Source organism: Flavobacterium sp. CR10 (assembly GCF_055814415.1).
Genome location: NZ_CP185985.1, coordinates 733,024 through 758,933, shown reverse-complemented (window position 1 = coordinate 758,933; position 25,910 = coordinate 733,024). Strand labels below are relative to the sequence as shown.

Annotated in this window: 21 protein-coding genes; 15 read left to right on the top strand and 6 right to left on the bottom strand. The window is 34.1% G+C overall.

The genetic code is table 11. From position 1 onward, the window contains the following. Window positions 1-95 precede the first annotated feature (95 nt). The 4 genes from ACNRYB_RS03610 (at window position 96) to ACNRYB_RS03595 (ending at window position 4,178) form a co-directional block, all read left to right on the top strand. Window positions 96-914, top strand: coding sequence for a LytR/AlgR family response regulator transcription factor (locus ACNRYB_RS03610; RefSeq protein ID WP_473729259.1), 819 nt, complete (start codon window positions 96-98; stop codon window positions 912-914). A gap of 174 nt (window positions 915-1,088) precedes the next feature. Beyond that, on the top strand, window positions 1,089-1,337 hold the full coding sequence (locus ACNRYB_RS03605) for a hypothetical protein (RefSeq protein WP_473729258.1): 249 nt from the start codon (window positions 1,089-1,091) through the stop codon (window positions 1,335-1,337). A 353-nt stretch (window positions 1,338-1,690) separates the two neighbouring features. Beyond that, on the top strand, window positions 1,691-3,490 hold the full coding sequence (locus ACNRYB_RS03600; RefSeq protein ID WP_473729257.1) for an ATP-binding protein: 1,800 nt from the start codon (window positions 1,691-1,693) through the stop codon (window positions 3,488-3,490). Continuing rightward, window positions 3,480-4,178: a response regulator gene (locus ACNRYB_RS03595; protein WP_473729256.1), complete on the top strand. Its 699-nt coding sequence runs from the start codon at window positions 3,480-3,482 to the stop codon at window positions 4,176-4,178. Before ACNRYB_RS03600 ends, ACNRYB_RS03595 begins: the two co-directional genes overlap by 11 nt. A 112-nt stretch (window positions 4,179-4,290) precedes the next feature. On the opposite strand, the gene thiL is transcribed toward ACNRYB_RS03595, so the two are convergent. Then, the gene (thiL, locus tag ACNRYB_RS03590) at window positions 4,291-5,337 is read right to left on the bottom strand and encodes a thiamine-phosphate kinase (protein ID WP_129746717.1); all 1,047 of its coding nucleotides are present in this window, start codon (window positions 5,335-5,337) and stop codon (window positions 4,291-4,293) included. Between the two features lie 302 nt (window positions 5,338-5,639). Between thiL and ACNRYB_RS03585 the strand changes: the two genes are divergently transcribed. Continuing rightward, complete coding sequence (locus ACNRYB_RS03585; protein ID WP_473729255.1) at window positions 5,640-6,119, top strand: DinB family protein; 480 nt, start codon at window positions 5,640-5,642, stop codon at window positions 6,117-6,119. 48 nt (window positions 6,120-6,167) lie between these two features. Next, complete coding sequence (locus tag ACNRYB_RS03580; RefSeq protein WP_473729254.1) at window positions 6,168-6,665, top strand: DinB family protein; 498 nt, start codon at window positions 6,168-6,170, stop codon at window positions 6,663-6,665. A gap of 39 nt (window positions 6,666-6,704) precedes the next feature. On the opposite strand, the gene ACNRYB_RS03575 is transcribed toward ACNRYB_RS03580, so the two are convergent. Next, complete coding sequence (locus tag ACNRYB_RS03575) at window positions 6,705-7,667, bottom strand: helix-turn-helix transcriptional regulator (RefSeq protein ID WP_129746714.1); 963 nt, start codon at window positions 7,665-7,667, stop codon at window positions 6,705-6,707. 203 nt (window positions 7,668-7,870) lie between these two features. On the opposite strand from ACNRYB_RS03575, the gene ACNRYB_RS03570 reads away from it, so the two are divergent. From ACNRYB_RS03570 to ACNRYB_RS03560, 3 genes are read left to right on the top strand one after another with little or no spacing between them, the layout of a single operon-like run. Next, window positions 7,871-8,614 (top strand): prolipoprotein diacylglyceryl transferase, encoded by a 744-nt coding sequence (locus ACNRYB_RS03570; protein WP_473729253.1) that lies wholly within the window; start codon window positions 7,871-7,873, stop codon window positions 8,612-8,614. Continuing rightward, entirely contained in the window at window positions 8,604-9,995 is a 1,392-nt protein-coding gene (locus ACNRYB_RS03565) for a radical SAM protein (RefSeq protein WP_473729252.1), read from the top strand. The genes ACNRYB_RS03570 and ACNRYB_RS03565 overlap by 11 nt, the downstream gene beginning before the upstream one ends. A gap of 5 nt (window positions 9,996-10,000) precedes the next feature. Further along, window positions 10,001-10,198, top strand: coding sequence for a hypothetical protein (locus tag ACNRYB_RS03560; protein WP_129746711.1), 198 nt, complete (start codon window positions 10,001-10,003; stop codon window positions 10,196-10,198). Between the two features lie 57 nt (window positions 10,199-10,255). Here ACNRYB_RS03560 and ACNRYB_RS03555 read toward each other — a convergent pair whose 3' ends face one another. The 4 genes from ACNRYB_RS03555 to ACNRYB_RS03540 all read right to left on the bottom strand — a co-directional run bounded on the left by ACNRYB_RS03555 (window position 10,256) and on the right by ACNRYB_RS03540 (window position 14,514). Next, window positions 10,256-10,873 carry an outer membrane beta-barrel protein gene (locus tag ACNRYB_RS03555; RefSeq protein ID WP_129746710.1) on the bottom strand — a complete coding sequence of 206 codons (618 nt, stop codon included), beginning with the start codon at window positions 10,871-10,873 and terminating at the stop codon, window positions 10,256-10,258. Window positions 10,874-11,102: 229 nt separating this feature from the next. Next, window positions 11,103-12,899 carry a translation elongation factor 4 gene (gene lepA, locus ACNRYB_RS03550; protein ID WP_473729251.1) on the bottom strand — a complete coding sequence of 599 codons (1,797 nt, stop codon included), beginning with the start codon at window positions 12,897-12,899 and terminating at the stop codon, window positions 11,103-11,105. 163 nt (window positions 12,900-13,062) lie between these two features. After that, window positions 13,063-13,764, bottom strand: a complete 702-nt coding sequence (locus ACNRYB_RS03545; protein ID WP_473729250.1) for an NUDIX hydrolase — start codon at window positions 13,762-13,764, stop codon at window positions 13,063-13,065. A gap of 33 nt (window positions 13,765-13,797) precedes the next feature. Next, on the bottom strand, window positions 13,798-14,514 hold the full coding sequence (locus ACNRYB_RS03540; protein WP_473729249.1) for an NUDIX hydrolase: 717 nt from the start codon (window positions 14,512-14,514) through the stop codon (window positions 13,798-13,800). 387 nt (window positions 14,515-14,901) lie between these two features. Here ACNRYB_RS03540 and ACNRYB_RS03535 point away from each other — a divergent pair, with 387 nt between their 5' ends. The 6 genes from ACNRYB_RS03535 (at window position 14,902) to ACNRYB_RS03510 (ending at window position 25,883) form a co-directional block, all read left to right on the top strand. Beyond that, window positions 14,902-15,147 (top strand): hypothetical protein, encoded by a 246-nt coding sequence (locus tag ACNRYB_RS03535; protein ID WP_129746706.1) that lies wholly within the window; start codon window positions 14,902-14,904, stop codon window positions 15,145-15,147. Beyond that, window positions 15,125-18,253 carry a SusC/RagA family TonB-linked outer membrane protein gene (locus tag ACNRYB_RS03530; protein ID WP_129746705.1) on the top strand — a complete coding sequence of 1,043 codons (3,129 nt, stop codon included), beginning with the start codon at window positions 15,125-15,127 and terminating at the stop codon, window positions 18,251-18,253. Before ACNRYB_RS03535 ends, ACNRYB_RS03530 begins: the two co-directional genes overlap by 23 nt. Before the next feature lie 11 nt (window positions 18,254-18,264). Further along, entirely contained in the window at window positions 18,265-19,839 is a 1,575-nt protein-coding gene (locus tag ACNRYB_RS03525) for a RagB/SusD family nutrient uptake outer membrane protein (protein WP_473729248.1), read from the top strand. 22 nt (window positions 19,840-19,861) lie between these two features. Beyond that, entirely contained in the window at window positions 19,862-20,734 is an 873-nt protein-coding gene (locus tag ACNRYB_RS03520; protein WP_129746703.1) for a hypothetical protein, read from the top strand. A gap of 133 nt (window positions 20,735-20,867) precedes the next feature. Next, on the top strand, window positions 20,868-23,354 hold the full coding sequence (locus tag ACNRYB_RS03515; protein WP_473729247.1) for a glycoside hydrolase family 2 TIM barrel-domain containing protein: 2,487 nt from the start codon (window positions 20,868-20,870) through the stop codon (window positions 23,352-23,354). A gap of 129 nt (window positions 23,355-23,483) precedes the next feature. After that, complete coding sequence (locus ACNRYB_RS03510) at window positions 23,484-25,883, top strand: glycoside hydrolase family 31 protein (RefSeq protein WP_473729246.1); 2,400 nt, start codon at window positions 23,484-23,486, stop codon at window positions 25,881-25,883. Window positions 25,884-25,910: the final 27 nt, after the last annotated feature.

The following is a 25,910-nucleotide window of genomic DNA, read 5'->3' as shown; positions in this document are numbered from 1 at the left end:
GATCACCAAAAAGAATAATTTTTTCTTTCATTACAGCAATTTAAAGCTATTTTTTGAGTATGATTGCGGAGTGAGAAAACCAACATAACCCGAAATTGAAAAAGTATTCGTATATTATAATTGATGATGGTGCTGAGAGTATTTTGAAAACCCAAACAACCGCTTCAGGTTTTTCAGAATTATCTTTTAAGGCATCGGCATCAAATTTTCAGGAAGGTTTAGAATTGGTTTTAGAGCATAAACCTGATTTGGTTTTTCTAGAAATTGAACCAGAAAATCTTTCAAGCCATTTGTCTTTGACTTTTATTAGCGAATTGCATCGTTTCTTTCAGGAAATTCCAAAAATTATCATTACTACAAATAAAAAAGACAAAGCATTTGATGCTATTCAGTACGGCGTGTTTGATTATCTGTTAAAACCTATTGGATATATTGATCTGCTAAAAACCGTTTTGAAGCTTAAAAAAGCAAATTTTGAGGTAAAAACAATAGGTTCAATAGAAGAACAGACTTCCATTGTAATAGATAATATAAATAATGTCACAATTCCTCAAAACATTCAAAAACCATTAACGATTTGTATAAAATCGTATGGGGATTACCGTTATTTAAATGCTGATGATATCTGCTATTTTCAAGCCGACAACAACTCGACCGATATTTATTTAAATACTGGCGAAATGATTACGGCTTTTAAAACATTAAAGCATTTTGAGAGTGTTTTGACCTATCCGTTTATCCGAATTCATAACAGTTATGTAATTAATAGAAATTATATTTCGAGGATTCATAGCGGAAACTCAATCTGTTACATAAAAAACTCCACAAAAAAGATTCCTTTTTCTAAAACCTACAGGGCAAATGTAGAGCAGATTATTGCCGATTTTGCAGCAGGAAATTACCTAGAAGTCTAAAAATTAGATAATTACATTGATTTGCTACTCATTGACTATCAATTGGGTATGATTGACTATAAACTCAATTTTTTGTATAAATTTTTTTTCAACCTGGTGTTAGTTTTACACTCTGATTCGCAAGCAAACAGCGGGTCATCTCCAAAAATTATAACAACATTAAAACCTCAGGTCATGAAAAAAACAGCTTTAACAATCGGATTATTCTCATTAGCAATGGTAGCAACTTCATTTGTATTACCAACTTCGACAACTTTTTCTAATGAAAAATCAAGCATAGTTCTTCCTGTAGATGGTGCTACTGGAGGAGGAAGAAAACAAGATTCACCGCGTATCGCTAATAATAAGATTGTAGTTAAAAATAACGAATTAGCTTTTGCTAATATCAACCAATCTTTTGGTGATTCTAAGAAAATAGATTAATTAAAAGAGAATATTTATAAAAGTCTTTGGGCTACCAATTTTTTGGTGGCCTTTTTTTATGTTTATAGTTTTAGTATTTTTGGTAAAATTCAAAACTTGCATTGAAAAGATATTGCCCAATATTATTGTTTTTATTGTTGATTTTTTCAGGTTGTATCCAAAAGAAAAAGTCAAAGGAGCTAACTTCAGTGCAGGATAGCCTTCCTATTTATTTGTCATTGGCAAATGATATTCAGATTAATTATGGCCTTAAACAACAATATGCTCAGAAGGCATTTTCTATAGTAGTTAAACAAAAAAACGACTCTATTAGCAGGTTTAATTTGTTTAAGATTGCCAATAGGTATTATAATATGAATGATTTTAAATCATATCATGAAATTTCACAATTAGTTTTAGATAGGTCCATAAGCAGCAAAGATTCTGCAAGTATCGCAAAAGCTTATATTTATCTTGGAGATTATTATGGCTCAAAAGCAATTTCTGATAGTGCTTTCAGAAATTATTTTCTTGCGCAGAAGATTTATTTGCAGATTAACGATCAATATAATTTAGCAAAAACTTTTTTAAGCAAAGCGAGTTTACAATATAACGAATCAGATTTTTTTGAAAGTGAAATATCTGTATTCAAAGCTTTAAGCATATTGAAAAACCAAAAAAATGTAAATGACCAGCTTTATGAATGTTATAATCTGCTGGGGATTTTGTATAATGAAAGGGAAGAATATGAAAAAGCATTAGAATATCAGAATAAAGCTTTAAACACTTTAAATGATAAATCGATTCCGGCTGATCTTCAGCTGAAAGCGACTTCTTTCAATAATATTGGGTTTGTTTATATGCGTATGAAAAACTATAAGCAAGCCATTGTTTATTTTGAAAATGGGCTTAAAGAAAAAAACCTGTTTGAAGAAAAAACTTTTTTATATGCCATGCTACTTGATAATCTGGCTTATTCAAAATTGAAATCAAAACGATTAGATGGTCTTCCAGACCAGTTTTACAGATCGCTAAAAATAAGAGATAGTCTAGGATTGAAAATGGCTACAGTATCCAATCAGATTCATTTGTCTGAGTATTATGCATTTAAAAGAGATACTTCAAGAGCTATACAGTTTTCAAAACAAGCTTTGTTTCTTTCGCGTTCTTCAGATAAATTGGCAAATACTTTGCTAGCTTTAAAACAAATCGCTGCGGTAGATCCTAGAAATGCATCTAAATATTCAAAGGAATATATTCAATTAAATGATAAAATGCTTAAAGTAGAGCGAAATATGGGAGAAAAATTCTCTAGGATTGAATATGAAACCAACGAAATTAAAGATCAAAATTCCAATCTTCAAGATAAAAATAAAACTTTGGTTTATGTATTTAGTATTTGTACATTGCTCGGGTTGTTTTTTTATGTTTACAAAACGCAGCAGGCCAGAAATCGTGAACTACTTTTTAAACAGCAACAGCAGATTGCAAACGAAGACATTTACAATTTGATGATTTCGCAGCAGAACGAAATAGAACTTACGCGAATAAAAGAAAAAAAGAAAGTTGCTCAGGAATTGCATGATGGTGTTTTAGGACGTATGTTCGGCATTAGGATAAGTTTAGATAGTTTGGATAAGTTAGATGAATCTGAGGCCATTTCTAAGAGAAAAAAGTATCTTGACGAATTGAAAAATGTTGAGCAGGATATTCGGGAGATTTCGCATGACTTAAACAGGGAAAAATCGGAATTAATTAATAATTTTGTTTCGATCTTGAATAAACTATTTGAAGATCAGAAGAATACATATAGTTCGAAATTGATTACTGTTTTTGATCCTGAGATTAAATGGGATTTGATTAGCAATATTGTAAAAATTAATCTGTATAGAATTGTTCAAGAAGCGCTTCAGAATTGTAACAAATATGCTAAGGCTGATATTATTAAAGTGGAGTTTAAAAATGAAAACGATAATCTAGTTTTAATCATCGAAGACGACGGAATTGGATTTAATACTAATAAAACCAAAAATGGAATTGGCCTTATTAATATAGAATATAGAGCAACAGAGTGTAAGGGAACAGTTACCATAAAATCTGCCAAAGGAGAAGGAACCATTCTCACCATAAAAGTCCCAATAGAGCCAAATAATAACCTGCATAATGACATTTGATTTAACAGCTTCAGTTCCACAATTAGTTAAAAAAAATATCTTAATAGTAGATGATCATCCGTTTATTATTGAAGGATATAAAAATGCAATAACGCGTTATAATCCAAAACAATATGAGTTCTTAATTTCGCAGGCGCATGATTGCAGGTCGGGTTATGATATAATAGAAGATAATAACACGCCCGATTTTGATATTGCATTTTTGGATATCAGCATGCCTCCTTATGAAGAAAAAGAGATTTTTTCTGGCGAAGATTTGGCAAAATTGCTTTTGAAAAAAATGCCATCTTGCAAGATTATTCTTTTGACGATGTATACAGAATTGTTGAAAATAAAAACCATTATCAGAACAATACAGCCCAACGGATTGATTATTAAAAACGATCTTACTTTCGATGAATTGCTTCTGGCTTTTGATAAAGTAATGAAAAATGAAAAGTACTACAGCCAGTCGGTTATAAAAATGTTGAATCAATCAACTCATAATGCAATTGAAATTGATCAGTACGATAAACAGATATTAATTCATTTGGACAAAGGAACTCCAATTCATGAAGTGTTAGAAAATATTCCAATTTCTTTAAATGCCATCGTGAAACGAAAAAAACATTTAATGGAATTGCTAAAAATAAAAAGCGGTTCTGATCACGATTTGGTAAAAGAAGCTAAAAGCAAAGGGCTTTTTTAAAAAGTTAAATTCCAAGGCTGAAATTCTAAAAAAAGCGAAATAAAAAATTCCAAATTCCAAGACTGATAATCATATTGGAATTTGGAATTTTTTTATTTGAATTTTCTAAAGTTTATTCGCTCAAAGCATCCCATCCGCGAGCTTTTAAGGCAATTTTTGTATTGGCGCGGGTCACAAGATGAATTCCTTCACTTTCTTGCGTCATATGTCCGATAACAGAGAAATTCGGATTTCCTTTTATTTTGTCAAAATCATTAATATCAATAGTAAACAAAAGTTCGTAATCTTCACCGCCGTTTATGGCAACCGTTGTACTGTCGATATTAAATTCTTCGCAAGTAGAAATAAACTGCGGATCTAATGGCAGTTTGTCTTCATACAAATTACAACCCACTTTAGATTGTTTGCAGATATGCATAATCTCAGAAGATAATCCGTCTGAGATATCAATCATTGCATTTGGTTTTATGTCTAAAGCATGAAGTAGGGTGCGAACATCTTTTCGCGCTTCAGGTTTCAATTGGCGTTCTACCAAATAAGTGTAAGGATCTAAATCTGGCTGATTGTTTGGATTAACCTGAAAAACTTGTTTTTCACGCTCTAAAACCTGCAATCCCATATAAGCTGCGCCAAGATCACCCGTAACAACTAATAAATCAGTTTGTTTGGCTCCGTTTCTGTAAACCAATTCATTTTCATCAGCTTCTCCAATTGCAGTGATGCTAATAATTAATCCTTTTTGAGATGAGGTGGTATCTCCTCCAATAACATCTACTTTATATTCTTTTGCCGCATGCGTAATTCCTGCAAACAATTCTTCTAAAGCTTCAAGCGGAAAACGATTAGAAACTGCAACCGAAACTGTAATTTGAGTCGGTTTTGCATTCATAGCGCAAATATCAGAAACATTTACTACAACAGCTTTGTATCCTAAATGTTTTAATGGCATGTAAGCCAAATCAAAATGAACTCCTTCAATTAATAAATCGGTTGAAACGACTACTTTTTTGTCTTTAAAATCAAGAACAGCAGCATCGTCACCAATACTTTTTAGAGTGGATTCTTGAGTAACATCAAAGTTTTTGGTTAAATGGTCAATTAAACCGAATTCGCCCAATTGAGCTATACTAGTTCTCTGCTGATTTTTATCTTCTATCATTTCTGTTAAGTTCCAAAGTTATAAAGGTGCAAAGGTACAAAGGATTTTTCTTTTTAAGTTACAAAGACACAAAGGTTCAGAGTTGCAAAGTTTTTTATAAACGAATTTTCCGTAGAGACGCAACGCAGTGCATCTCCCTCGTGTATAAATTTGGGTGTAGATTTCCGATGTGTTAAACGCATTGCCGTGCGTCTAAAATGTGCAAAAAAATATTTTTTTAAAATATTTTTTTGCTGCTGACAAACTGTTGTCACCAGCCCATTTTACTTTTGAAGTATTAAAAATATTTAAACTTTAAAACCATGAAAACATTAGAAGCACAAGTTATTACTTCAGAAGATTTATTGAAACATTGGCAAGGGCACAGAGCACTTACACGTCGTTTAATTGAGATTTTCCCAGAGAAAGATTTCTTCGAATTTTCAATTGGCGGAATGAGACCTTTCTCAAAATTAGTGGATGAGCTTTTGGCTATTGCGGTTCCAGGTTTAAAAGGAATCGTAACGAAAGAAACTGCACCATTTTCAGAGGGAACAGAAAAATTGATTTTTAAAGCACAATATCTTGAAAAATGGGACGAAGCTACAGTAGAAATCAATAAATATTGGGAACAATTATCAGTTGAAGATTTTAGCGAGACTTTTAACCTTTTTGGGCAATATGAATTTCCTGTAATTCAGAACATCTTATATTTTATTGATAATGAAGTGCACCATCGCGGACAAGCTTACGTGTATTTAAGAGCTTTAAATATCGAACCACCATTTTTCTGGGAAAGATAATTCGTAAAATTTTACTATCTTAATATCACATTCTAAAAATCAACTGCTATGAGTTTAAAAAAGATAATGTCCAATTTTGCAGATTACAATTTATGGGTAAACCAGCAATTTGTAAACTGGCTTTCGCCAAAAGCTGATGAATTGCTTAACGCAGAAGTGCAATCGAGTTTTCCAACCATCATGAAAACGCTAGATCATATCTGGTCTACAGAAGAATATTGGTTTTCTGTAATTTCTGAAAATGATATGGCAGAAAAGAAGCCTGAAAGCGAATTGTCAAAAGATGAAATATTTGAAGGATTACTCAATTCATCTACAAGATTGAAACACCTTATCAATTCATTGTCGGAAGAAGATTTGATGAAAGAAGTTAAAATTACAAATCCGTGGTTTGAATGCGAATTGCCTGTTTCAGATTATTTGCTACAGGTTATCAATCACGGAACCTATCACAGAGGACAGATAGTAACCATGGGAAGAAATATCGGAATTACAGATGCTTCCAACACCGATTACAATTTTTATAATGTGGTAAAACAGAAATAAATGAAAAACTCCTGTAGATAATTCTATCAGGAGTTTTTTCTATAAAAGCCTTTGCTTGTTGATTTCCAATAATTTCAGTACGTTGGTTTTTAGTATTTCTGGTTCCAGAATCTCTGCATAATCTCCAAACATCAAAAACCATCTCGGAAAAGCATTATTGATATCTCTGGACATAAAAGTCATTTCGATTTTTTCATCATCTACATCTTTTTGCGAAATAAAACCATGGTATTTCCTTTCAGTTGCTAAATATCTCGCTATTTTTCGGTCAATTAAAAGACGAACTTTTGTGGTTGGATGGGTTTCTGTTTTGGTTAAATAAGTTTCCAGAGCGTCATGTTCGATTGTAAAATCAACATCTGTTTTTTTAATTCCCTGAATTCTGTCGGTTCTAAACTGACGGTAATCTTTTCTAAGGTGGCAATAACCCAGAAAATACCAATTGTTATTGTCGTGAAAAACCCCCACAGGCTCCAAATTACGTTCCGTAGTTTCGTCTTTTTCAAAAGTTTTATAGGTCAGAAGAATTTGTTTTTTTTCTGCAATGCCCTCAAAAAGAACAGCCAAAGTATTTGGAGAATTATCATTAAACATCGGTTCTGCATCTTGCATGACAATTCTCGATTCGATGTTCGAAAGATAATCTTTGTCGTTGCTTCTCAAAACTGCTTTCAGTTTATACATCGCCGACGCATAATGTGTTCCCAAAGAAGGATCGGTAAACTTTTGCATTAATTTTTCAGCGGCAATAAAACTGCTGACTTCTTCGCGTGTAAACATAACTGGCGGAAGACGATAGCCGTCCATCAAAGCGTAACCAACTCCGGCTTCACTATAAATAGGAACTCCCGAAGCTTCAAGAGTTCTAATGTCTCTATAAATAGTTCTCAAACTGCACTCAAAACGATCAGCCAATTCTTGTGCTTTGACAATCTTTTTAGATTGCAATTGAATAAGAATGGCAACAATTCGGTCAAATCGTTTTGGAGTTTCGTCGAGCATTTTTTTTAAGATTCTAAGGTTCTGAGTTGCTAAGATTCTAAGTTTTTTTTGCTAATGCAAAGAATCAAAGATACAAATGTAAAAACTAAAGAGGATAAAAAAATCTGTTCCAAATTGAGACAGATTTTAGTTTATAAGTCGAATGAATTTAAACATTTTTTTGCATCTTTACAGAATTATAGTATTAAATTTTAGAGTATAGAATGAAACTTCCTTTTGAGCCAGTTATTTTTGGTTATGAAATCAATATCCATTTAGTTTTAGAATATCTGGCGTTTTTCTTAGGATATAGATATTATGTTTTTTTGAGAAAAAGAACCAATGATACTATTGTTTCTACAAACAGGTTATCGATTATTTTGGGTGCAGCAATTGGTGCTTTTTTGGGTTCTAGAATTATGGGATTTTTAGAAAATCCTGTTTTTCATTCTGATGCAAAAGCAATTTTAGACCTTTTCAATGCGAAGACCATTATGGGAGGATTGTTTGGTGGACTTTTGGGTGTTGAAATTGCGAAGAAGATTATAGGTGAAAAAGAATCATCGGGTGATTTATTTACTTTTCCGATTATTCTAGGAATTTTTATTGGGAGAATTGGTTGTTTTTTATCTGGAACTAATGAGTTTACGTATGGAAAAAAAACGACTTTTTTTATGGGAATGAATCTTGGAGATAATGTTATGAGGCATCCAATAGCCTTATACGAATTACTTTTTCTGATTATTTTGTTTTTTGTTTTGAAGAAACTAAAAACAAAAAATCTTAAAAGCGGACTATTATTTCAGTATTTTATGATTGCCTATTTTACGTTTCGCTTTTTTGTAGAATTTTTAAAACCAAATTATTTCCTGATTTTTGGAATAAGTTCGATTCAGATTTTATGTTTGATTTGTCTGCTTTATTATAACAAAACAATTTTAAATTTATTTGTAAAAAATGCCAGTTAGAAAATATACTTATTATGATTTTACATTAAGCCTTTGCCCAGAATGCTTAAAGAGAATTGATGCTAAAATTGTTTTTGAAGACGAGAATGTCTACATGCTTAAAAGATGTCCAGAACATGGAAGTTCTAAGGTTTTAATCGCCGACGATATTCAGTATTACAAGAATATCCGAAACTATAATAAACCGTCTGAGATGCCGTATACTTTCAATACAAAAACACATTATGGTTGTCCGTACGATTGTGGTTTATGCCCAGATCATGAACAGCATTCTTGTTTGACAGTTGTCGAGGTTACTGATCGATGCAATCTGACGTGTCCGACTTGTTATGCAGGTTCATCGCCTAGTTACGGCAGGCACAGAACTCTTGAAGAAATAAAAGCAATGCTCGATACGGTTGTTAAAAATGAAAAAGAACCTGATGTAGTGCAGATCAGCGGAGGTGAACCAACCATACATCCTGAGTTTTTTGAAATTTTAGATTATGCAAAATCAATTCCGATAAAGCATTTAATGCTAAATACAAATGGAATTAAAATTGCAAAAGACAAAGAATTTGTTCAGCGATTAAAAAGCTATTCTCCAGACTTTGAAATTTATCTTCAGTTTGATTCTTTTGAAGATAGCGTATTACAGGAATTGCGCGGTGCCGATTTAAGCGAAATACGAAAACAAGCTTTAGAAAATCTAAATGAAGTTAATTTGTCCACGACTTTGGTTGTTACACTTCAGAAAGGATTAAACGATCATGAAATAGGTAAAATTATTGAGTTTGCCTTAAAGCAAAAATGTGTTCGTGGAGTTACATTTCAGCCCACTCAAATTGCAGGCCGATTGGAGAATTTTAACTTAGAAACCGATCGAATGACCTTAACAGAAGTAAGAAGAAAAATTCTGGAGCAGACGACAGTTTTTAATTCTGATGATTTACTTCCGGTTCCTTGTAATCCTGATGCTCTGGTAATGGGTTATGCATTGAAATTAGGAGACGAAGTTTTTCCGCTGACACGATATATTAATCCAAACGATTTATTGGACAATAGTAAAAACACAATTATTTATGAGCAGGATGAAGTGCTTCGTGGCAAAATGATAGACTTGTTTAGTACGGGAAATTCTGTAGAAGTTGCACAGGAAAATCTGAAATCTATATTGTGTTGTCTTCCTAATATTGATGCGCCAGAACTAGGTTATGACAATCTGTTTCGAATTATCATCATGCAGTTTATTGATGCCTATAATTTTGATGTGAGAGCAATAAAAAAATCATGCGTGCATATTGTCAATAAGGATAATAAAATAATTCCGTTTGAAACCATGAATTTATTTTATAGAGATGATAAAGTAAAAAGATTAGAAGAATTAAGAACTGAAATATAAAGAATATGACAGCACTAGAAGTTGGTAATTTAAATGGTTTGGTTGCGTTTTTTGTAGCGATTATGGTAGGGCCGCCAATTTTAATGGCAATTATTGGTTTCGCAATTAAGAAAAACAATCCCAATGCAGCAAAAGTTTGTTTTATTATTGGAGCATTATACTTGCTTATTGGATTAGGAATATGCGGAACACTTTTGTCTTAAGAAAAACCCTCAATAAACTGAATTATTGAGGGTTTAAGTTATATTATTACAAGAGGATTAAAATCTAAACAATAATCCGAATTTTGGTTGGTCAAAGATGTTTTCAAATAAATTGATGTTTAATTGAAAAGTGTCAGATGATGGGCCATTTTCTGGAGAAACACTGTTGTATGATAATAAATTAGCAAGAGTAAAAGTAACGGCAATGTTTTTAGTTACGAAATAATTTAAACCAACATTGATATTGGCTGTTAGACTATTGCTATTATCTGTACCAGTAATTGGACTTTCGTATTTATTTCTGCCGTATCCCAAACCTACTTCTCCATAAGCTTTGAATCGTTTTTTATCGAGTTCCAATACATAATATCTTGCGAAACCACCGATTCCAAAAATATTAGTTTTTTCATCGGTTGCTTCAACTTTATTACTAGAATAGCTCAATTGTCCCCCAACGGCAAATTTATCATTAAGAAAATATCCAAATTTGGGATTAAAAGCATAATAGTCTTTATCTCCACCAGTAGTGATCTGAATAGAACCTTCTATAAACATATCGCCATGTTGGAAAGTAATACCTTTTGCAGAATTCATTTCTGAGTCAACTTGATCTTGCTGTGCATTTGCAAAGTAAAATGTAAATAATGCTAGAATAACAGATAATTTGGTTTTCATAGTCTTGTAATGTTAAAGTTGTAAGATTAAAAATACATTTTTTGTGTTAAAAAGGCTTTCGATTTATTCGAATGAGTTAATATTGAATTTTTTGAGTTAATAATCTGTTTAATTTGTAAGTTTTAACGTTATAATTTTTTAACTTTAAACAAATAAAAAACCCGACAACATAAGTCATCGGGTTTAGTCTATTATCTTTGTTCTTTACTCTTTTATCTAAAAAGAAAGTCTAGTCGTTCAATTTCAAAACAGCCATAAATGCTTCTTGCGGAATCTCAACGTTTCCTACCTGACGCATACGTTTTTTACCTTTTTTCTGTTTTTCAAGAAGTTTACGCTTACGCGAAATATCTCCACCGTAACATTTTGCGGTAACGTCTTTACGAAGTGCTTTAATAGTTTCACGAGCAATAATCTTAGCTCCAATTGCCGCTTGAATCGGAATATCAAATTGCTGTCTTGGGATAAGTTCGCGTAATTTCTCGGTCATTTTTTTACCGATGTTGTAAGCGTTATCTTCGTGAATCAATGCAGAAAGTGCATCAACAGTTTGTGCATTCAAAAGAACGTCAAGCTTAACTAATTTCGAAGTTCTCATTCCGATTGGAGAATAATCGAAAGAAGCGTAACCTTTAGAAACTGTTTTTAAACGATCGTAAAAATCGAATACAATTTCGGCCAATGGCATGTCAAAGTTTAATTCAACACGTTCAGTTGTTAAGTAAGTTTGGTTGGTAATTAAACCACGCTTTTCGATACATAAACTCATTACGTTTCCAACAAAGTCAGATTTTGTAATGATCGTAGCTTTAATAAAAGGCTCTTCAACTCTGTCCAGTTTTGAAGGCTCTGGTAAATCTGAAGGGTTGTTTACAACGATTGGAGTTTCTGGATGTTTTTTAGTATAAGCTAAGTACGAAACGTTAGGAACCGTAGTAATTACAGTCATGTCAAACTCACGCTCTAAACGCTCTTGGATAATTTCCATGTGAAGCATCCCTAAGAATCCGCAACGGAAACCAAATCCTAATGCCGCAGAACTTTCTGGAGTAAATACTAAAGAAGCATCATTTAACTGTAATTTTTCCATTGAAGAACGTAAATCCTCGTAATCTTCTGTATCAACAGGATAAATACCAGCAAATACCATTGGTTTTACATCCTCAAAACCAGCAACCATATTCGTTGTCGGAACTTTTGCATCTGTAATCGTATCACCAACTTTTACTTCACGAGCTTCTTTAATTCCAGAAATCAAATAGCCAACATCTCCTGCTGAAACCACATTTTTAGGAACTTGATTTAATTTTAAAGTTCCGATTTCATCAGCAAAATATTCGTTGTCTGTAGCCATGAATTTAATTTTCTGACCTTTTTTGATTTCACCATTTACAACTCTAAAGATTACCTCAATTCCACGAAATGGATTGTAAACCGAGTCAAAAATTAAAGCTTGTAATGGCTCTTGTGGATCACCTTTCGGAGCAGGAATTTTTTCGATAATGGCTGCAAGAATGTTCTCAACACCAAAACCAGTTTTTCCTGAAGCATGAATAATATCTTCCAATTTACAACCAAGTAAATCGATAATATCATCACTAACTTCTTCAGGGTTTGCACTTGGTAAATCGACTTTATTTAAAACCGGAATGATTTCTAAGTCGTTTTCAAGTGCTAAATATAAATTTGAAATTGTTTGTGCTTGAATACTTTGCGCCGCATCAACAATCAATAAAGCTCCTTCGCAGGCAGCGATAGATCTAGAAACTTCATAAGAAAAGTCAACGTGACCAGGAGTATCAATTAAGTTTAAGATATATTCCTCGCCTTTGTATTTGTATTCCATCTGAATGGCATGACTCTTAATGGTAATTCCACGCTCGCGTTCCAAGTCCATGTTGTCCAGCAATTGCGCTTTTTCTTCACGGGCTGTAACGGTTTGTGTAGCACTTAGTAATCGGTCTGCTAATGTACTTTTACCGTGGTCAATGTGTGCAATAATGCAAAAATTACGTATCTTCTTCATTTTAATATATCGGTTCTCTAATCGATTTTAAGTCTTTTTTTGGAAATAATCTGCGTCAAAGCAATTGCTTTAAAGCATGTTATTAAGGCGCAAAGATAGCGCAAAGTTTTGGATTCTGGAATGCAGATTTTAGATAGTTGAAAGATGTGAATTAAAATTGGCGTTAAAATTCAAAATTAAACCCTTTTTCAGTTAATTTTTTGTACATCTCATCATCAAATTTATAAAGTTTGGCAGCTCTGTGCGAAACGTCTTTTTGTTTTTCGTCTAATGCTGTAAGCAGTTTCATGTGAAGAATTTTTCGTCTGAAATTAGATTTGTCCAATTCGATTCCAAGAATTTCTTCATACAAATGCATGAGCTGCAATAAAGTAAATTTTTCTGGAAGAAGATTAAAACCAATTGGAGCCTGACGCACACGGTTTCTGAGCTGTAATAAACTGAAATTTAAAATTTCATTGTGGTCAAAGATCAACTCAGGAATATCTTTTATTTTATACCATTTGGCTTCGATAACTCTCAAACTGGCTTTAATATTATAATCTTCACGATTCACCAAAGTGTAATAGCCAATCGTTACAACACGTCTTTCTGGAACACGTTTTGGATTTGTGAATGCTTTTAGCTGTTCCAGATAAATATTTTCAAGTCCTGTAAGTTCTTGCAAAATACGTTGCGCAGCATCATCGGCACTTTCATCCAGCTGAAGCCATCCGCCAAGAAGTCCCCATTTGCCTTTACTTTCACCTTGAGCGTGCTGAACCAAGAGAACTTCGAGGCTCTCTTTGTTAAATCCGAAGAAAACACAGTCAATTGTGATTCCCTCTACGGCGGGTTTGTGATGATGATTAATTATTTCTGCCAATGTATTGTTGTCGTAATTATTGTTTATTGAAAATTAGAATACAAAATTAAATCCCTTTTCAGTTAATTGATCATAAATTTCTGGATCAAACTTATAGAGTTGAGCTGCTCTATGAGAAACATCTTGTTGTTTTTCGTCTAATGCAACCAACAATTTCATGTGAAGAATTTTTCTCCTAAAGTTGGGTTTATCCATTTCGATTCCTAAAATTTCTTCATACAACTGCATTAATTGCAATAAAGTAAATTTTTCAGGAAGAAGATTAAATCCAATTGGTGCTTGACGAACTCTGTTTCGAAGGTGTTTTAAACTGTAATCTAAAATCTCATTATGGTCGTAAATCAAATCTGGAATTTCATTGATTTTATACCATTGGGCATCAGAAGCGGTAAAACCTGCTTTAATATTATAATCTTCTCTTTTTACAAGAGCATAATAACCAATTGTAATAACACGTCTCAGCGGAAAACGATCTGGATCTCCAAATGCTTTAAGCTGCTCCAGATAAATATTATCAAGACCTGTCAGCTCGTTCAATAAACGATGAGCGGCATTGTCTGTACTTTCTTTTTTATAAATCCATCCTCCTGGAAGTCCCCATTTTCCTTTACTGATACCTTCAGCATGCTGCACTAAAAGAACTTCAAGACTGCCCTTATCAAAACCAAAAATAACACAGTCAATCGTGATGGCATTCATCGCGCTGTTTTCATTTTTATGAGCGGTTTTGTCGTCTACATTTTCAATCATATATGAGATAAATTTTGACAAATTAAATAAATAAAATCATTATTAGCCTTTTTGAAGGCCTTATATTTTTTTTAACGAAACAAAAAATTGACAATCAGTTGTTTAAAAGGCCATAAAAAAAGTGTACCTATTAGGTGAAATCTTAAACGACTGATTGTCAATTTTATAAAACGATGGTTTTATTTCAATTTTTGTTTCGATTCTTGTTTAAATTTTATGGCATTAATAAAAAGAAGTTAGGATTAATCAGAATCGAAAAAAAATAACCCTAATATTTTGTTAATACAGAAAATTTGTTTTACACTTGTAGTCAAATTTACCATAAGATAAATTCAAATTGACTATAAGTAAAAAAACAAAACTACACTTAACTTAAACTTACCACAAATGTATTTTTTAGGAATTGATTTTAATCGCTTTTTGATGAGATTACCATCATCAAATTCTGCCGAAAGAATCGATTTTGAAGTTGCTTATAGTCTACAAGCACTAAATGTTAGAAATGAGATTCAGGCCCTCATTTCTGACATGACCTGCTTGGGAAGTTTTTTTCAGATTTCTCTTAGGGTAGAAAACACTAACTATAACTTAAACTTAATCAATTCTTATTATGAAAAGCAAAAATTGTATTAAAACAACAAAGCTTCCATATTTTATGGCGGTGCTGCTTAGCGTATTTATGATGCAGTTTGGATTTGCTCAAGAATCTAAAACTGTAAGTGGGACCATTACCTCTTCTGAAGACGGATTTGGGGTTCCGGGAGCGACTGTACTTGTACAGGGAACAAAATCGAGTACGGTTACCGATTTTGATGGAAAATATAAAGTAGAGGCTAAAGCAGGCGATGTTTTAGTGATCACTTTTGTAGGTTTTAAAACAGAGAAAATTACGGTTGGAAGTCAAAAAACAGTAAATGTAGTTTTGCAGCCAGAAGCTGCAGAGCTTAAAGAAATCGTAGTAATTGGATATGGCTCACAAAAGAAAACTCTTGTGACTAATGCTGTTACGCAGGTTAGTGGAGAGAGCCTTGCTAAAACAAATACGACAAATGCTCTACAAGCACTTCAAGGACAGGCAGCTGGTCTTCAGGTTACATCAACTTCAGGACAACCTGGGGAGGGTTTAAATGTGGTGATCAGAGGAGCTGGTTCTACAGGTGGAACTTCTCCTTTATATGTTGTAGACGGAATATTGACAAGTGATATTTCTTATTTAAGTAACTCTGATATTGAATCTATTTCTGTTTTAAAAGATGCTGCTTCGGCTGCAATCTATGGATCTCAGGCTTCAAACGGGGTTATTTTAGTAACAACAAAAAAAGGAAAACGTGGAGCGAGTGGTCAAATTACATTTGATCAATATTACGGCGTGCAATCTGTAGCAAGAAAAATGGATATGCTAAATGCAACAGAATATGCTACGATATTAAATGAAGCAGCGGTAAATTCTGGGAAAGCTCCTTATTTTACAAGTGCTCAAATTGCTCAATTAGGAGCAGGAACCAACTGGATGGATAAAGTGATTACGGATAATGCCGCTACTAAAAATTTCGCTTTTGGTGCATCAGGAGGTTCTGACTCGTCAGTTTACTCAACTTCATTATCATACCTAGGGCAAGAAGGAGTTGTAGGCGGAGCAGATTTGTCTAACTATGAACGTTATAATTTTAGATTTAATTCAGAACATAAGCTTTACAAAGATGTGGTAACATTGGGAGAAAACTTAAGTTTTGCATACATTAATAAAAACGGAATTGGTGTTGGGAATCAATACAACAATTCTTTGAGAAGTGCTTTCCAGACTTCGCCATTATTGCCAATGTATGATGACAAGGGGAATTATTACGATACTACAAATGATACAGAACCGTGGTTGGCAGGTCAGGCAAATCCATATGCAATGATGGTTTACAACAATCAAAATGAAAGCAACAACCAGAAATTGCTTGGAAATGTGTATTTGCAAATTGAGCCAATCAAAAACTTAACATTCAAAACTACGCTTGGTCTTGATTATTATGCAGGTGAGGGGCATTCTTATTCTCCTATTTATCGCTTGTCAATTTATGCAAATAGTACCGTTAACTCAGTTAACCAAAGTATGAACAAAGGAAAAACACTTACTTGGGATAACTTATTGACATATAAATTTAATGTGGCTAATAATCATCATTTCGAAGCCATGGCGGGTACATCATCTATTAATTATGACGGAACTTCAATTGGTGCAACCAATGCAGATATCATTTTTAATGATTTGCAGCATGCCTGGTTAGATAATGCTACCAATAAAGACGGAGCCAAAATGTCAATGAATGGTCAAAGAAGTGAGACCAAAAGAATGTCTTATTATGGAAGATTAAACTACAATTACAAAGAAAAGTATTTGATAAATGCCACTTATAGAATAGACGGATCTTCTGTTTTTTCTCCAGAAAACCAATGGGGTTATTTCCCATCAATATCTGGAGGTTGGGTAGTGTCAAATGAAGAATTCTTGAAAGATAAATCAGCACTTAGCTTTTTAAAATTAAGAGCAAGCTGGGGACAAGTTGGAAATCAAAATGCAAGGCCTTTCCAATATTTGTCAACTATAAAATCAAATAATACCAATTATACTTTTGGTGACAAAGAAGGTGTTCTTACTCCTGGAGCTTATCCTGACAGATTATCTAATTTGGATTTAAAATGGGAAACATCAGAGCAAATCGATCTTGGTTTTGATGCCAGATTTTTAGACAACGCGCTTAGTGTAACTTTTGATGCGTACAAAAAAACAAATAAAGACTGGTTGATTTTGGCTCCAGTATTAGCAACAGCGGGTGCCGATGCCCCATATATTAATGGTGGTGATGTAGTTAACCGAGGATTAGAGCTTTCATTGCAATATCAAAATAAAATAGGCGACTTTAATTATAGTATTAGTGCAAACGGTGCCTATAATGAAAATAAAGTGGGACAAATACCTACTTCAGATGGTATTATCCATGGTTTAACTAATGAGCTTTATGCTAATGCTGGTGAATTTTATAGAGCAGAAAACGGACAGCCATTAGGTTATTTCTGGGGGTATAAAACAGCAGGTGTTTTTCAAAACCAAGCTCAAATTGACAATTACAAGTCGGCAAGCGGTATTGTATTGCAACCTAATGCAACTCCAGGAGATGTTATCTATGTAAATACTAACGGAGATGATAAAATAAACGCCGATGATAAAACCAAAATAGGGAAACCAAATCCTGACTTTACTTATGGATTCTCATTATCTGCAAATTATAAGGCTTTTGATTTCTATCTTAATGCAAATGGTGTAGCAGGAAATGAAATCGTACAATCTTATAGAGATCAATCTGGAGCTTATGGCAATTATAATTCTTCAATCTTAGATCGTTGGCACGGAGAAGGAACTTCAAACACTACTCCAAAAGTAACAGAAGACAACAGAAACTTTACGCAATTTTCAGATTTATACCTACAGAATGGAGATTTCTTAAGAATAAGTACAGTTACATTAGGATTTGATTTGGCAAAAATGAAACAATCAAAACCATTCTTTGCAAGCCAGTTTAGACTTTACTTCTCGGTATTGAATCTTTACACTTTTACTAAATATAATGGGATGGATCCAGAAATTGGATTTGGTTCTTCAAACAATGATCAGAAATTTTCTTCAGGTGTGGATATAGGTTACTACCCAAGACCAAGAACATTTATGATGGGATTAAATATTAAACTTTAATAATTAAAAAAATGAAAAATATCTATTTATATATTTTCTGTTTGAGTTTATTATCTCTTGGTTCTTGCAGTTTAGATACAGAACCTTTGACTCAAAAAACAGACACGAATTTTTATAAAACTACAGATGATGCTTTTTCAGCATTAGTAGGTTGTTATGACGGTTTACAAGTTGCAACTGGCGCTGGCGGTAGAGGAATTCCTGTAATGAGCGAAGTAATGTCTGATGACTGTTTTGGCGGAGGTGGTGCTTCTGATGGTTACGATTTGGCAGCTGTAGATGAGTTTGATATCAGCCGTTCTCCAGCAGATGTAGATTTATATAACAGCAACTGGATTGCTTATTATAAAGCGATTTATCGTTGTAATGTTTTCTTGTCTAAAATGGATCAGATTGACTGGAAAGGTGATACAGTTCTTAGAAATACTTACGAATCGGAAACTAAATTTATTAGAGCATATATTTATTTTGAAATGGTGCGTTTGTGGGGTAACATCCCATTATTAACAGCTCCGTCTTCTGAAAATATTCCGCAGGCAAATCCAGATGAGGTTTATAAAGTTATAGCAGAAGATTTAGTATTTGCTGCAAACAATTTGCCAGCAGTTGGATATAGTGCTACAACAAGCGGACATGTTACTAAGTGGGCAGCAAAATCTTTATTAGGCCGTGTGTTTTTATATTATACAGGATACTACGGAAAAACTGATTTAGTAGGAGTGGTTACAAAAGCCCAAGCTTTAGCTCATTTAGAAGATGTTATCGCAGGAAGTGGACATGGTTTAGTTGATGATTTTTCTGCTTTGTGGCCAGCAGCATCAGTTGATAAATATGCAGGAGAAGATAATAGAGAAACAGTATTTGCTATAAAGTACACCTATACTAGTGATTACAATGGAAATACAGATGGTAATGCTTGGTTAGTAATGTTCGGAATGAGAGAGTTCTCCTCTTACCCTTACGGACATGGATGGGGAGTTACTGTAAATTCAAAATTATGGAATATTTACGATGCTAATGATACAAGACGAGACGCAAGTATAATTGGAATCGCTGAAGAAAATATTCCATTTGACAAATTGAATAGCCAAAGAGAGTATACTGGATATTATAATAAAAAATATACTCCAATGGTTGATGAGAACGGATTAGAACTTCCTATTAAATTGGGTAGCAAATTCTGGGATATAAGTCAATTTCAAGATTATGTGGTTATAAGATATGCAGATGTATTATTGATGGCTGCCGAATTAGAAAGCGGAAATTCTCAGGCTTATTTCGATCAAGTGAGACAAAGAGCTTATAAAGCCAATTTTACATCGTTACCAGTAAGTAAAGATAATATACTGAAAGAAAGACATTTAGAATTTGCTCTAGAAGGTGTTAGATATTGGGACTTATTGCGTCAAGGAATTGGAACGGCTTCTTCAACTATCGCAGAAACTACAACTTTGCTAAGCGGCGGTGTGGCTGGAACAAAAACAATCTCAGCGGCTAAAATTCAAGCTACAAAAGGATTGCAACAAATTCCTAATACACAAATAACGTTATCTGGTGGAGTTTTAAAACAAAATGCGGGTTGGTAATATTAACTAAAAAATGAAAAAAATGAAAAAGACTAAATTAGTAATTACATCATTTTTGATGTTAGTGGTACTATTTCTTATACCATCTTGTTCTCCTGAATCTTATTCTTTAGATAGTATAATGGATAAATCGGATGTAAAGTTTGAGGTTACTCAGGATCTTGTAGCAAAACCGGGCGGAAATGTAGTAAAATTAAAGAACTTGACTCCAGGAATTATTCCTTATTTTAGTTATACAGATAGTAAAGGCAATGCATTAGGACATAGTAATTTGAACGAAACTACGATTTCACTGCCATTCTCAGGCACTTACAACATTAGCCTTACTGCCTTTGGACAAGGAGGTTCAGTAAGTTCGACAAAAACAGTAACCGTTACAGAAAATGATACGAGTTTATTTAGTGATCCAAGATGGGATTTACTAACTAATGGAGTTGAAGGCAAAACATGGGTATTGTACATGACTGCACCTCTTGAATTTATCGGCAAACCAGCATCTTATCAGAATATTGCCGTAAGCGGTCATGGTTGGTGGCCAAATTTATCTGATATTTCTTGGGCAGGTCTGGAAAATAAAGATTGGGGAGAAATTACATTTGATCTTAATGGAGGTTATAATGTTTCTGTAAAACAAACTAATTCAGCGCTAGGCAATACTACGCAGCAAACTAAAATCGGAACTTTTAATTTTAGCCTGACGCCAGGTTCAACAAATGATAGACTTGGTTTTAACGGAGGAACAGAAATGCTACATCCAATGGTTGCGAGCTATTATAGTTCTGCTTTTAGTTTTACTAATGTGCAAATTGTAGAACTTACCGAAACAACATTGGCTTTTATAGCGATCAGGGCAGATGGTGATTACTTAATTTATCACTTGGTGGCAAAACAATAATAGTTTAATTTAGTAAGTCTCAGCTTTTTAAAATAGGTGCTATTTTTTAAAACTGAGACTTACTACTTGTTTTAAGCGGTGGAGAAAATATAATTTTAGTTCTAACTTAATTTTCAAACAAAAAACAATGCTCATGAATAAAAGAAAAAGTTTTAGGAACAGATTGTCCTTACTAATGTTAGTAGGAATCACAGTATTCAGTTCTTGTAACAAAAAACAAGATGCATTTGTAAACCGAAAAGTTTCTTTTAATGCCAACTGGAGCTTTCACCTTAATGATAGTATAGTCGATAAAGACACGATTGGAGTTTCAACAAAATGGAGAACTTTAGACGTTCCTCACGATTGGAGCATTGAAGGAAAATTTGATGAAAAAAGCCCTGCTGGTTATGGAGGAGGATCTCTTAGCGGAGGTTTAGGCTGGTACAAAAAAATATTTAAAGTCGCTGCAGAAGACAGTACAAAAATAACTTCAATCACTTTTGATGGCGTTTACAGAAACAGTGAAGTCTGGATAAATGGCCATTATTTGGGAAAACGTCCAAACGGATATATTGGTTTTCAATATGAAATTTCTCCATACTTAAATTACGGAGACAAAAACAACGAAATAATTGTTAAGGTTGACAATTCAAAACAACCTAATTCACGCTGGTATTCGGGTTCAGGAATTTTTAGAAATGTCTGGATCGAAACCACAGATAAACTTCACGTTGGACAATGGGGGACGTACATTACAACTCCAAAAGTTACCGCTGAAAAAGCTTCGGTAAATATTGAAACAACAATCAAAAATCAATACAAAGAAGGTAAAAAGGCAACGGTAACGACTACTATTTTTAAAGAAGATACCAAAGTAACATCGGTTACTCAAAATATAACAATTGGTGCGAATGACAATCAAACTATAAAGCAATCTGCAGAAGTTGAAAATCCGATTTTATGGTCAGATGAAAAACCGGAATTGTACACAGCTGTTACCGAAATTTCGCTTGACGATAAAATAATAGATCAATACAAAACTACTTTCGGAATCAGAGATTTTAAATTTGACTTGAACAAAGGTTTTGTTTTGAATGGAAAGCAAGTCAAAATAAAAGGAGTCTGCATGCATCACGATTTAGGACCGCTGGGTTCTGCAATCAATACAAGAGCAATCCAACGACAGTTAGAGATTTTGAAAGAAATGGGCGTAAACGGAATCAGAACTTCACACAATCCTCCAGCTCCAGAACTGTTACAGCTTTGCGACAAAATGGGTTTCATTGTAATGGATGAAGCTTTTGATATGTGGAAAACGAATAAGACAAAATACGATTATGCCAATGATTGGGAAAAATGGCATAAAAAAGATTTGACAGATCAATTGCTTCGTGACCGTAATCATGCCAGTATTTTTATTTGGAGCATTGGAAATGAAATTCCAGATCAATGGAGCGAAACCGGAGTGCAAATTGCCAAAGAATTAGCTGGAATTGTACGCCAATATGATAAAACACGTCCAATTACTGCAGCGATGAATCCGCCAGTCAATATGAATATTAACGAGGTAACGTTGCAATTTGAGAAGAAAAATGTTCAAATTAATCCAATTGCTGCTTCTGGAGTTTTAGATTTAATAGGATACAATTATGCGCATCAAACCTATTCGCATCATCAGGAAAATTTCCCGAAAACACCTTTTATCGCAACCGAAACTACTTCAGGTTTGCAGACAAGAGGATATTATGATGCTGTTTCTGATACAATAAAAAAATGGCCAGTAAGATGGGATCTTAAATTTACCGAAGGAAATCCAGGGAATACTGTTTCAGCTTACGATCAGGTTCAAGCGCCTTGGGGTTCTACGCACGAAGCGACTTGGAAAGTGATTAAAAAACACGATTACCTTTCAGGAATGTACATTTGGACTGGCTTCGATTACATTGGAGAACCAACTCCATACGAATGGCCATCGGTAAGTTCGTATTTCGGAATTGTAGATTTGGCAGGTTTCCCGAAAGACGTTTATTATATGTACCAAAGTGAATGGACAGATAAAACGGTTCTTCATATTTTCCCACATTGGAACTGGAAAGCTGGACAAACGGTTGATGTTTGGGCATACTACAATAAAGCCGATGAGGTGGAACTTTTCGTAAACGGAAAATCAGTTGGAAAAAGAAGCAAAAAAGGAGATGATTTACATGTAATGTGGCGAATTCCTTTTGAAGCAGGAACTCTAAAAGCCATTTCGCGAAAAGATGGAAAAGTAGTTTTAGAAAAAGAAATCAAAACGTCTGGAAATCCTTCGCAATTAAAATTAACTGCGGACAGAAGCACCATCAAAGCGGATAAAAATGATTTGTCATTTATTACAGTTGATATTTTAGATGATAAAGGAACTTTAGCACCAAATGCAAATAACGAAATTAATTTCTCTTTAAAAGGAAACGGAAAAATCGTAGGCGTTTGCAGTGGAGATCCAGTTAGTCATGAACCGTACAAAGGAACTAAACATACGGCTTTGGCAGGAAAATGTTTGGTGATTGTACAATCTGGAGATACATCAGGTAGATTGGAATTGACCGCTAAAGCGAATGGCTTAAAACAAGCTACAATTGTAATAACAACAGAATAATAAGTTACGCTATCCTAACAGGTTTCCAAAACCTGTTAGGTATCAATAGATTTTTATTAAGATATAAATAAAATACCTAACAGGTTTTGGAAACCTGTTAGGATAAACTAACATCTAGATTATTAACCAATGAAAAACTCAAAACTAACCGCATTGTTTTCTGCCTTAATGTTTGGATTTTTAGCAGTTCCAAATGCAACTGCTCAAATCCAAAATGCAGATGTATTAAATGCTCCAATAGATATCAGTAAAGATTTTCAGAACTATCTGAATACTTTTTATTTCGCAGACGAATTGGCTTCTTTTGATCCTGCAACTGCAAAGGGAACGATAAAATATTTGAGATATAATTATAAAACACGTCAGGCTTTCAACAACATGATGATGAAACCTGATGTGGAAAAAGCAAACGAATTTCCAACAACAGAATATGAAGCTTCGCCAGTTTTGCCATTCGAAATTCAGTTTGTTTCAGACAGAACCCTTCGTATCAAAACAACTTCTGGACCGCAATTTCATCAGCAAAAAGAATCTCTAATGTTGGTTGATGGCGTTGCTCCAAATCATCCAGAATTATGGAAATATGCTAAAATCGAAGGCGGTCATAGTTACACCAGTAAACACGGAAAAGTGGAGATTTTGACAAAACCGTGGCACGTAAAAATCTACGATGAAAAAGGGAAATTGCTGACAAGTACACTTCATGATACTGATTTTAAAAACACCTATACACCAACACTTCCGTTTTCTTACGTTCGCAGAAACAGCGATTATTCAAGAAGTATGGGCGCGGCTTTCAGTTTGGAACCAGACGAAAAAATATTTGGTTGCGGTGAATCATTCACACAATTCAACAAACGCGGTTCAAAAGTAGTTTTGTGGGCAGATGATGCAAACGGAATCCAAAATGAAACGATGTATAAACCAATTCCGTTTTACATGAGCAGTCGTGGATACGGAGTTTTTATGCATCATTCCACACCAATTACAGTTGACTTCGGAAAATACTTTTCAAGTGCTAACGAAATGTACATTGGAGACGACGAAGCCGATTTGTTTTTCTTTATCGGAGAACCAAAAGACATCTTAGATCAATACACAAATCTGACTGGAAAAGCTGCTATGCCGCCACTTTGGTCTTTCGGTTTCTGGATGAGCCGTATTACGTATTTCTCTGAAAAAGAGGGAAGAGATGTAGCAAGAGATTTGCGTAAATACAAAATTCCAACCGATGTTATTCACTTTGACACAGGCTGGTTTGATGTAGATTGGAGAAACAACTACGAGTTTGCAAAATCTCGTTTCCCAGATGCTGTAAAAATGATGTCTGATTTAAAGAAAGATGGTTTCCAAGTTTGTCTTTGGCAGTTGCCTTATTTCACGCCAAAGAATACTTTGTTTCCAGAAATCATGGATAAAAATTTAGCCGTAAGAGACAGAAAAGGAAATCTTCCTTATGAAGATGCTGTTTTAGACTTCTCGAATCCAGAAACTATTTCTTGGTACCAAGGAAAATTGAAAAAATTGTTTGATGATGGGGTCGCGGTTTTTAAGGTTGATTTTGGAGAAGCAGCACCGCCAGACGGAATTTACCATTCTGGAAGAACAGGTTTCTACGAGCATAATTTATATCCATTAAGATACAATAAAGCAGTTGCAGAAATTACTCAAAAAGAAAAAGGATATACTTTAATCTGGGCTAGAAGTACTTGGGCAGGATCGCAGCGTTATCCTTTGCATTGGGGTGGAGATGCTGAAACTTCAAACGGCGCAATGTCGGCAGAATTACGCGGTGGACTTTCATTAGGTCTTAGCGGATTCAGTTTCTGGAGTCATGATGTTGGAGGTTTCGCAACCAAATCGCCTGAAAACATTTACAGACGATGGACGCCATTCGGAATGTTTACTTCACACGTAAGAAGCCACGGAGAACCGCCTCGCGAACCTTGGTTATACAGCAAAGAATTCTTAGAAGGATTTAGAAAAGCAGATAATATGCGTTATGAATTAATGCCATATATCTACGCTCAGGCAAAAGAAAGTTCGCAAAAAGGATTGCCAATGATGCGTGCTCTTTTTGTAGAATATCCAAACGATCCAGGAGCTTGGTTAGTGGACAATGAATATTTATTTGGTTCAAGTATGTTGGTGGCACCACTTTTTGAAGAGGTTGAAGAAAGAGATGTTTACCTTCCAGAAGGAACTTGGATTGATTATCAAACTAAAAAAGTGTACCAATCGGGCTGGCATAAAATCAAAGCGGGTGAAGTGCCAATCGTAGTTTTAGTAAAAGATGGAACTGCAATTCCACACATCGGTTTAGCGCAGTCTACAAAAGATATGGATTGGAGCAAATTGACATTAAAAGTATTCGCAAGCGATAAAACGACTTCGGCAACAGCCAAAGTATTTTTACCAGAAGGTGATGCTGTTCAGGAAATAAAAGTGAACAAAAGCGGAAACAATTTCGACGTAGCAGCAAATCCGTTAAACGGAAAAACCACTTTTAAAACGGAGTGGGCAAAATAAATAATAGTTTGCCACGAATTGCACCAA

Excerpts from the sequence above, each read along its gene's own strand:
- ACNRYB_RS03605 (WP_473729258.1), top strand. The coding sequence starts at position 1,089 with ATGAAAAAAACAGCTTTAACAATCGGATTATTCTCATTAGCAATGGTA.
- ACNRYB_RS03600 (WP_473729257.1), top strand. The coding sequence starts at position 1,691 with ATGAATGATTTTAAATCATATCATGAAATTTCACAATTAGTTTTAGAT.
- ACNRYB_RS03595 (WP_473729256.1), top strand. The coding sequence starts at position 3,480 with ATGACATTTGATTTAACAGCTTCAGTTCCACAATTAGTTAAAAAAAAT.
- thiL (WP_129746717.1), bottom strand. The coding sequence starts at position 5,337 with ATGATAGAAGATAAAAATCAGCAGAGAACTAGTATAGCTCAATTGGGC.
- ACNRYB_RS03585 (WP_473729255.1), top strand. The coding sequence starts at position 5,640 with ATGAAAACATTAGAAGCACAAGTTATTACTTCAGAAGATTTATTGAAA.
- ACNRYB_RS03580 (WP_473729254.1), top strand. The coding sequence starts at position 6,168 with ATGAGTTTAAAAAAGATAATGTCCAATTTTGCAGATTACAATTTATGG.
- ACNRYB_RS03575 (WP_129746714.1), bottom strand. The coding sequence starts at position 7,667 with ATGCTCGACGAAACTCCAAAACGATTTGACCGAATTGTTGCCATTCTT.
- ACNRYB_RS03570 (WP_473729253.1), top strand. The coding sequence starts at position 7,871 with ATGAAACTTCCTTTTGAGCCAGTTATTTTTGGTTATGAAATCAATATC.
- ACNRYB_RS03565 (WP_473729252.1), top strand. The coding sequence starts at position 8,604 with ATGCCAGTTAGAAAATATACTTATTATGATTTTACATTAAGCCTTTGC.
- ACNRYB_RS03560 (WP_129746711.1), top strand. The coding sequence starts at position 10,001 with ATGACAGCACTAGAAGTTGGTAATTTAAATGGTTTGGTTGCGTTTTTT.
- ACNRYB_RS03555 (WP_129746710.1), bottom strand. The coding sequence starts at position 10,873 with ATGAAAACCAAATTATCTGTTATTCTAGCATTATTTACATTTTACTTT.
- lepA (WP_473729251.1), bottom strand. The coding sequence starts at position 12,899 with ATGAAGAAGATACGTAATTTTTGCATTATTGCACACATTGACCACGGT.
- ACNRYB_RS03540 (WP_473729249.1), bottom strand. The coding sequence starts at position 14,514 with ATGATTGAAAATGTAGACGACAAAACCGCTCATAAAAATGAAAACAGC.
- ACNRYB_RS03535 (WP_129746706.1), top strand. The coding sequence starts at position 14,902 with ATGTATTTTTTAGGAATTGATTTTAATCGCTTTTTGATGAGATTACCA.
- ACNRYB_RS03530 (WP_129746705.1), top strand. The coding sequence starts at position 15,125 with ATGAAAAGCAAAAATTGTATTAAAACAACAAAGCTTCCATATTTTATG.
- ACNRYB_RS03525 (WP_473729248.1), top strand. The coding sequence starts at position 18,265 with ATGAAAAATATCTATTTATATATTTTCTGTTTGAGTTTATTATCTCTT.
- ACNRYB_RS03520 (WP_129746703.1), top strand. The coding sequence starts at position 19,862 with ATGAAAAAGACTAAATTAGTAATTACATCATTTTTGATGTTAGTGGTA.
- ACNRYB_RS03515 (WP_473729247.1), top strand. The coding sequence starts at position 20,868 with ATGAATAAAAGAAAAAGTTTTAGGAACAGATTGTCCTTACTAATGTTA.
- ACNRYB_RS03510 (WP_473729246.1), top strand. The coding sequence starts at position 23,484 with ATGAAAAACTCAAAACTAACCGCATTGTTTTCTGCCTTAATGTTTGGA.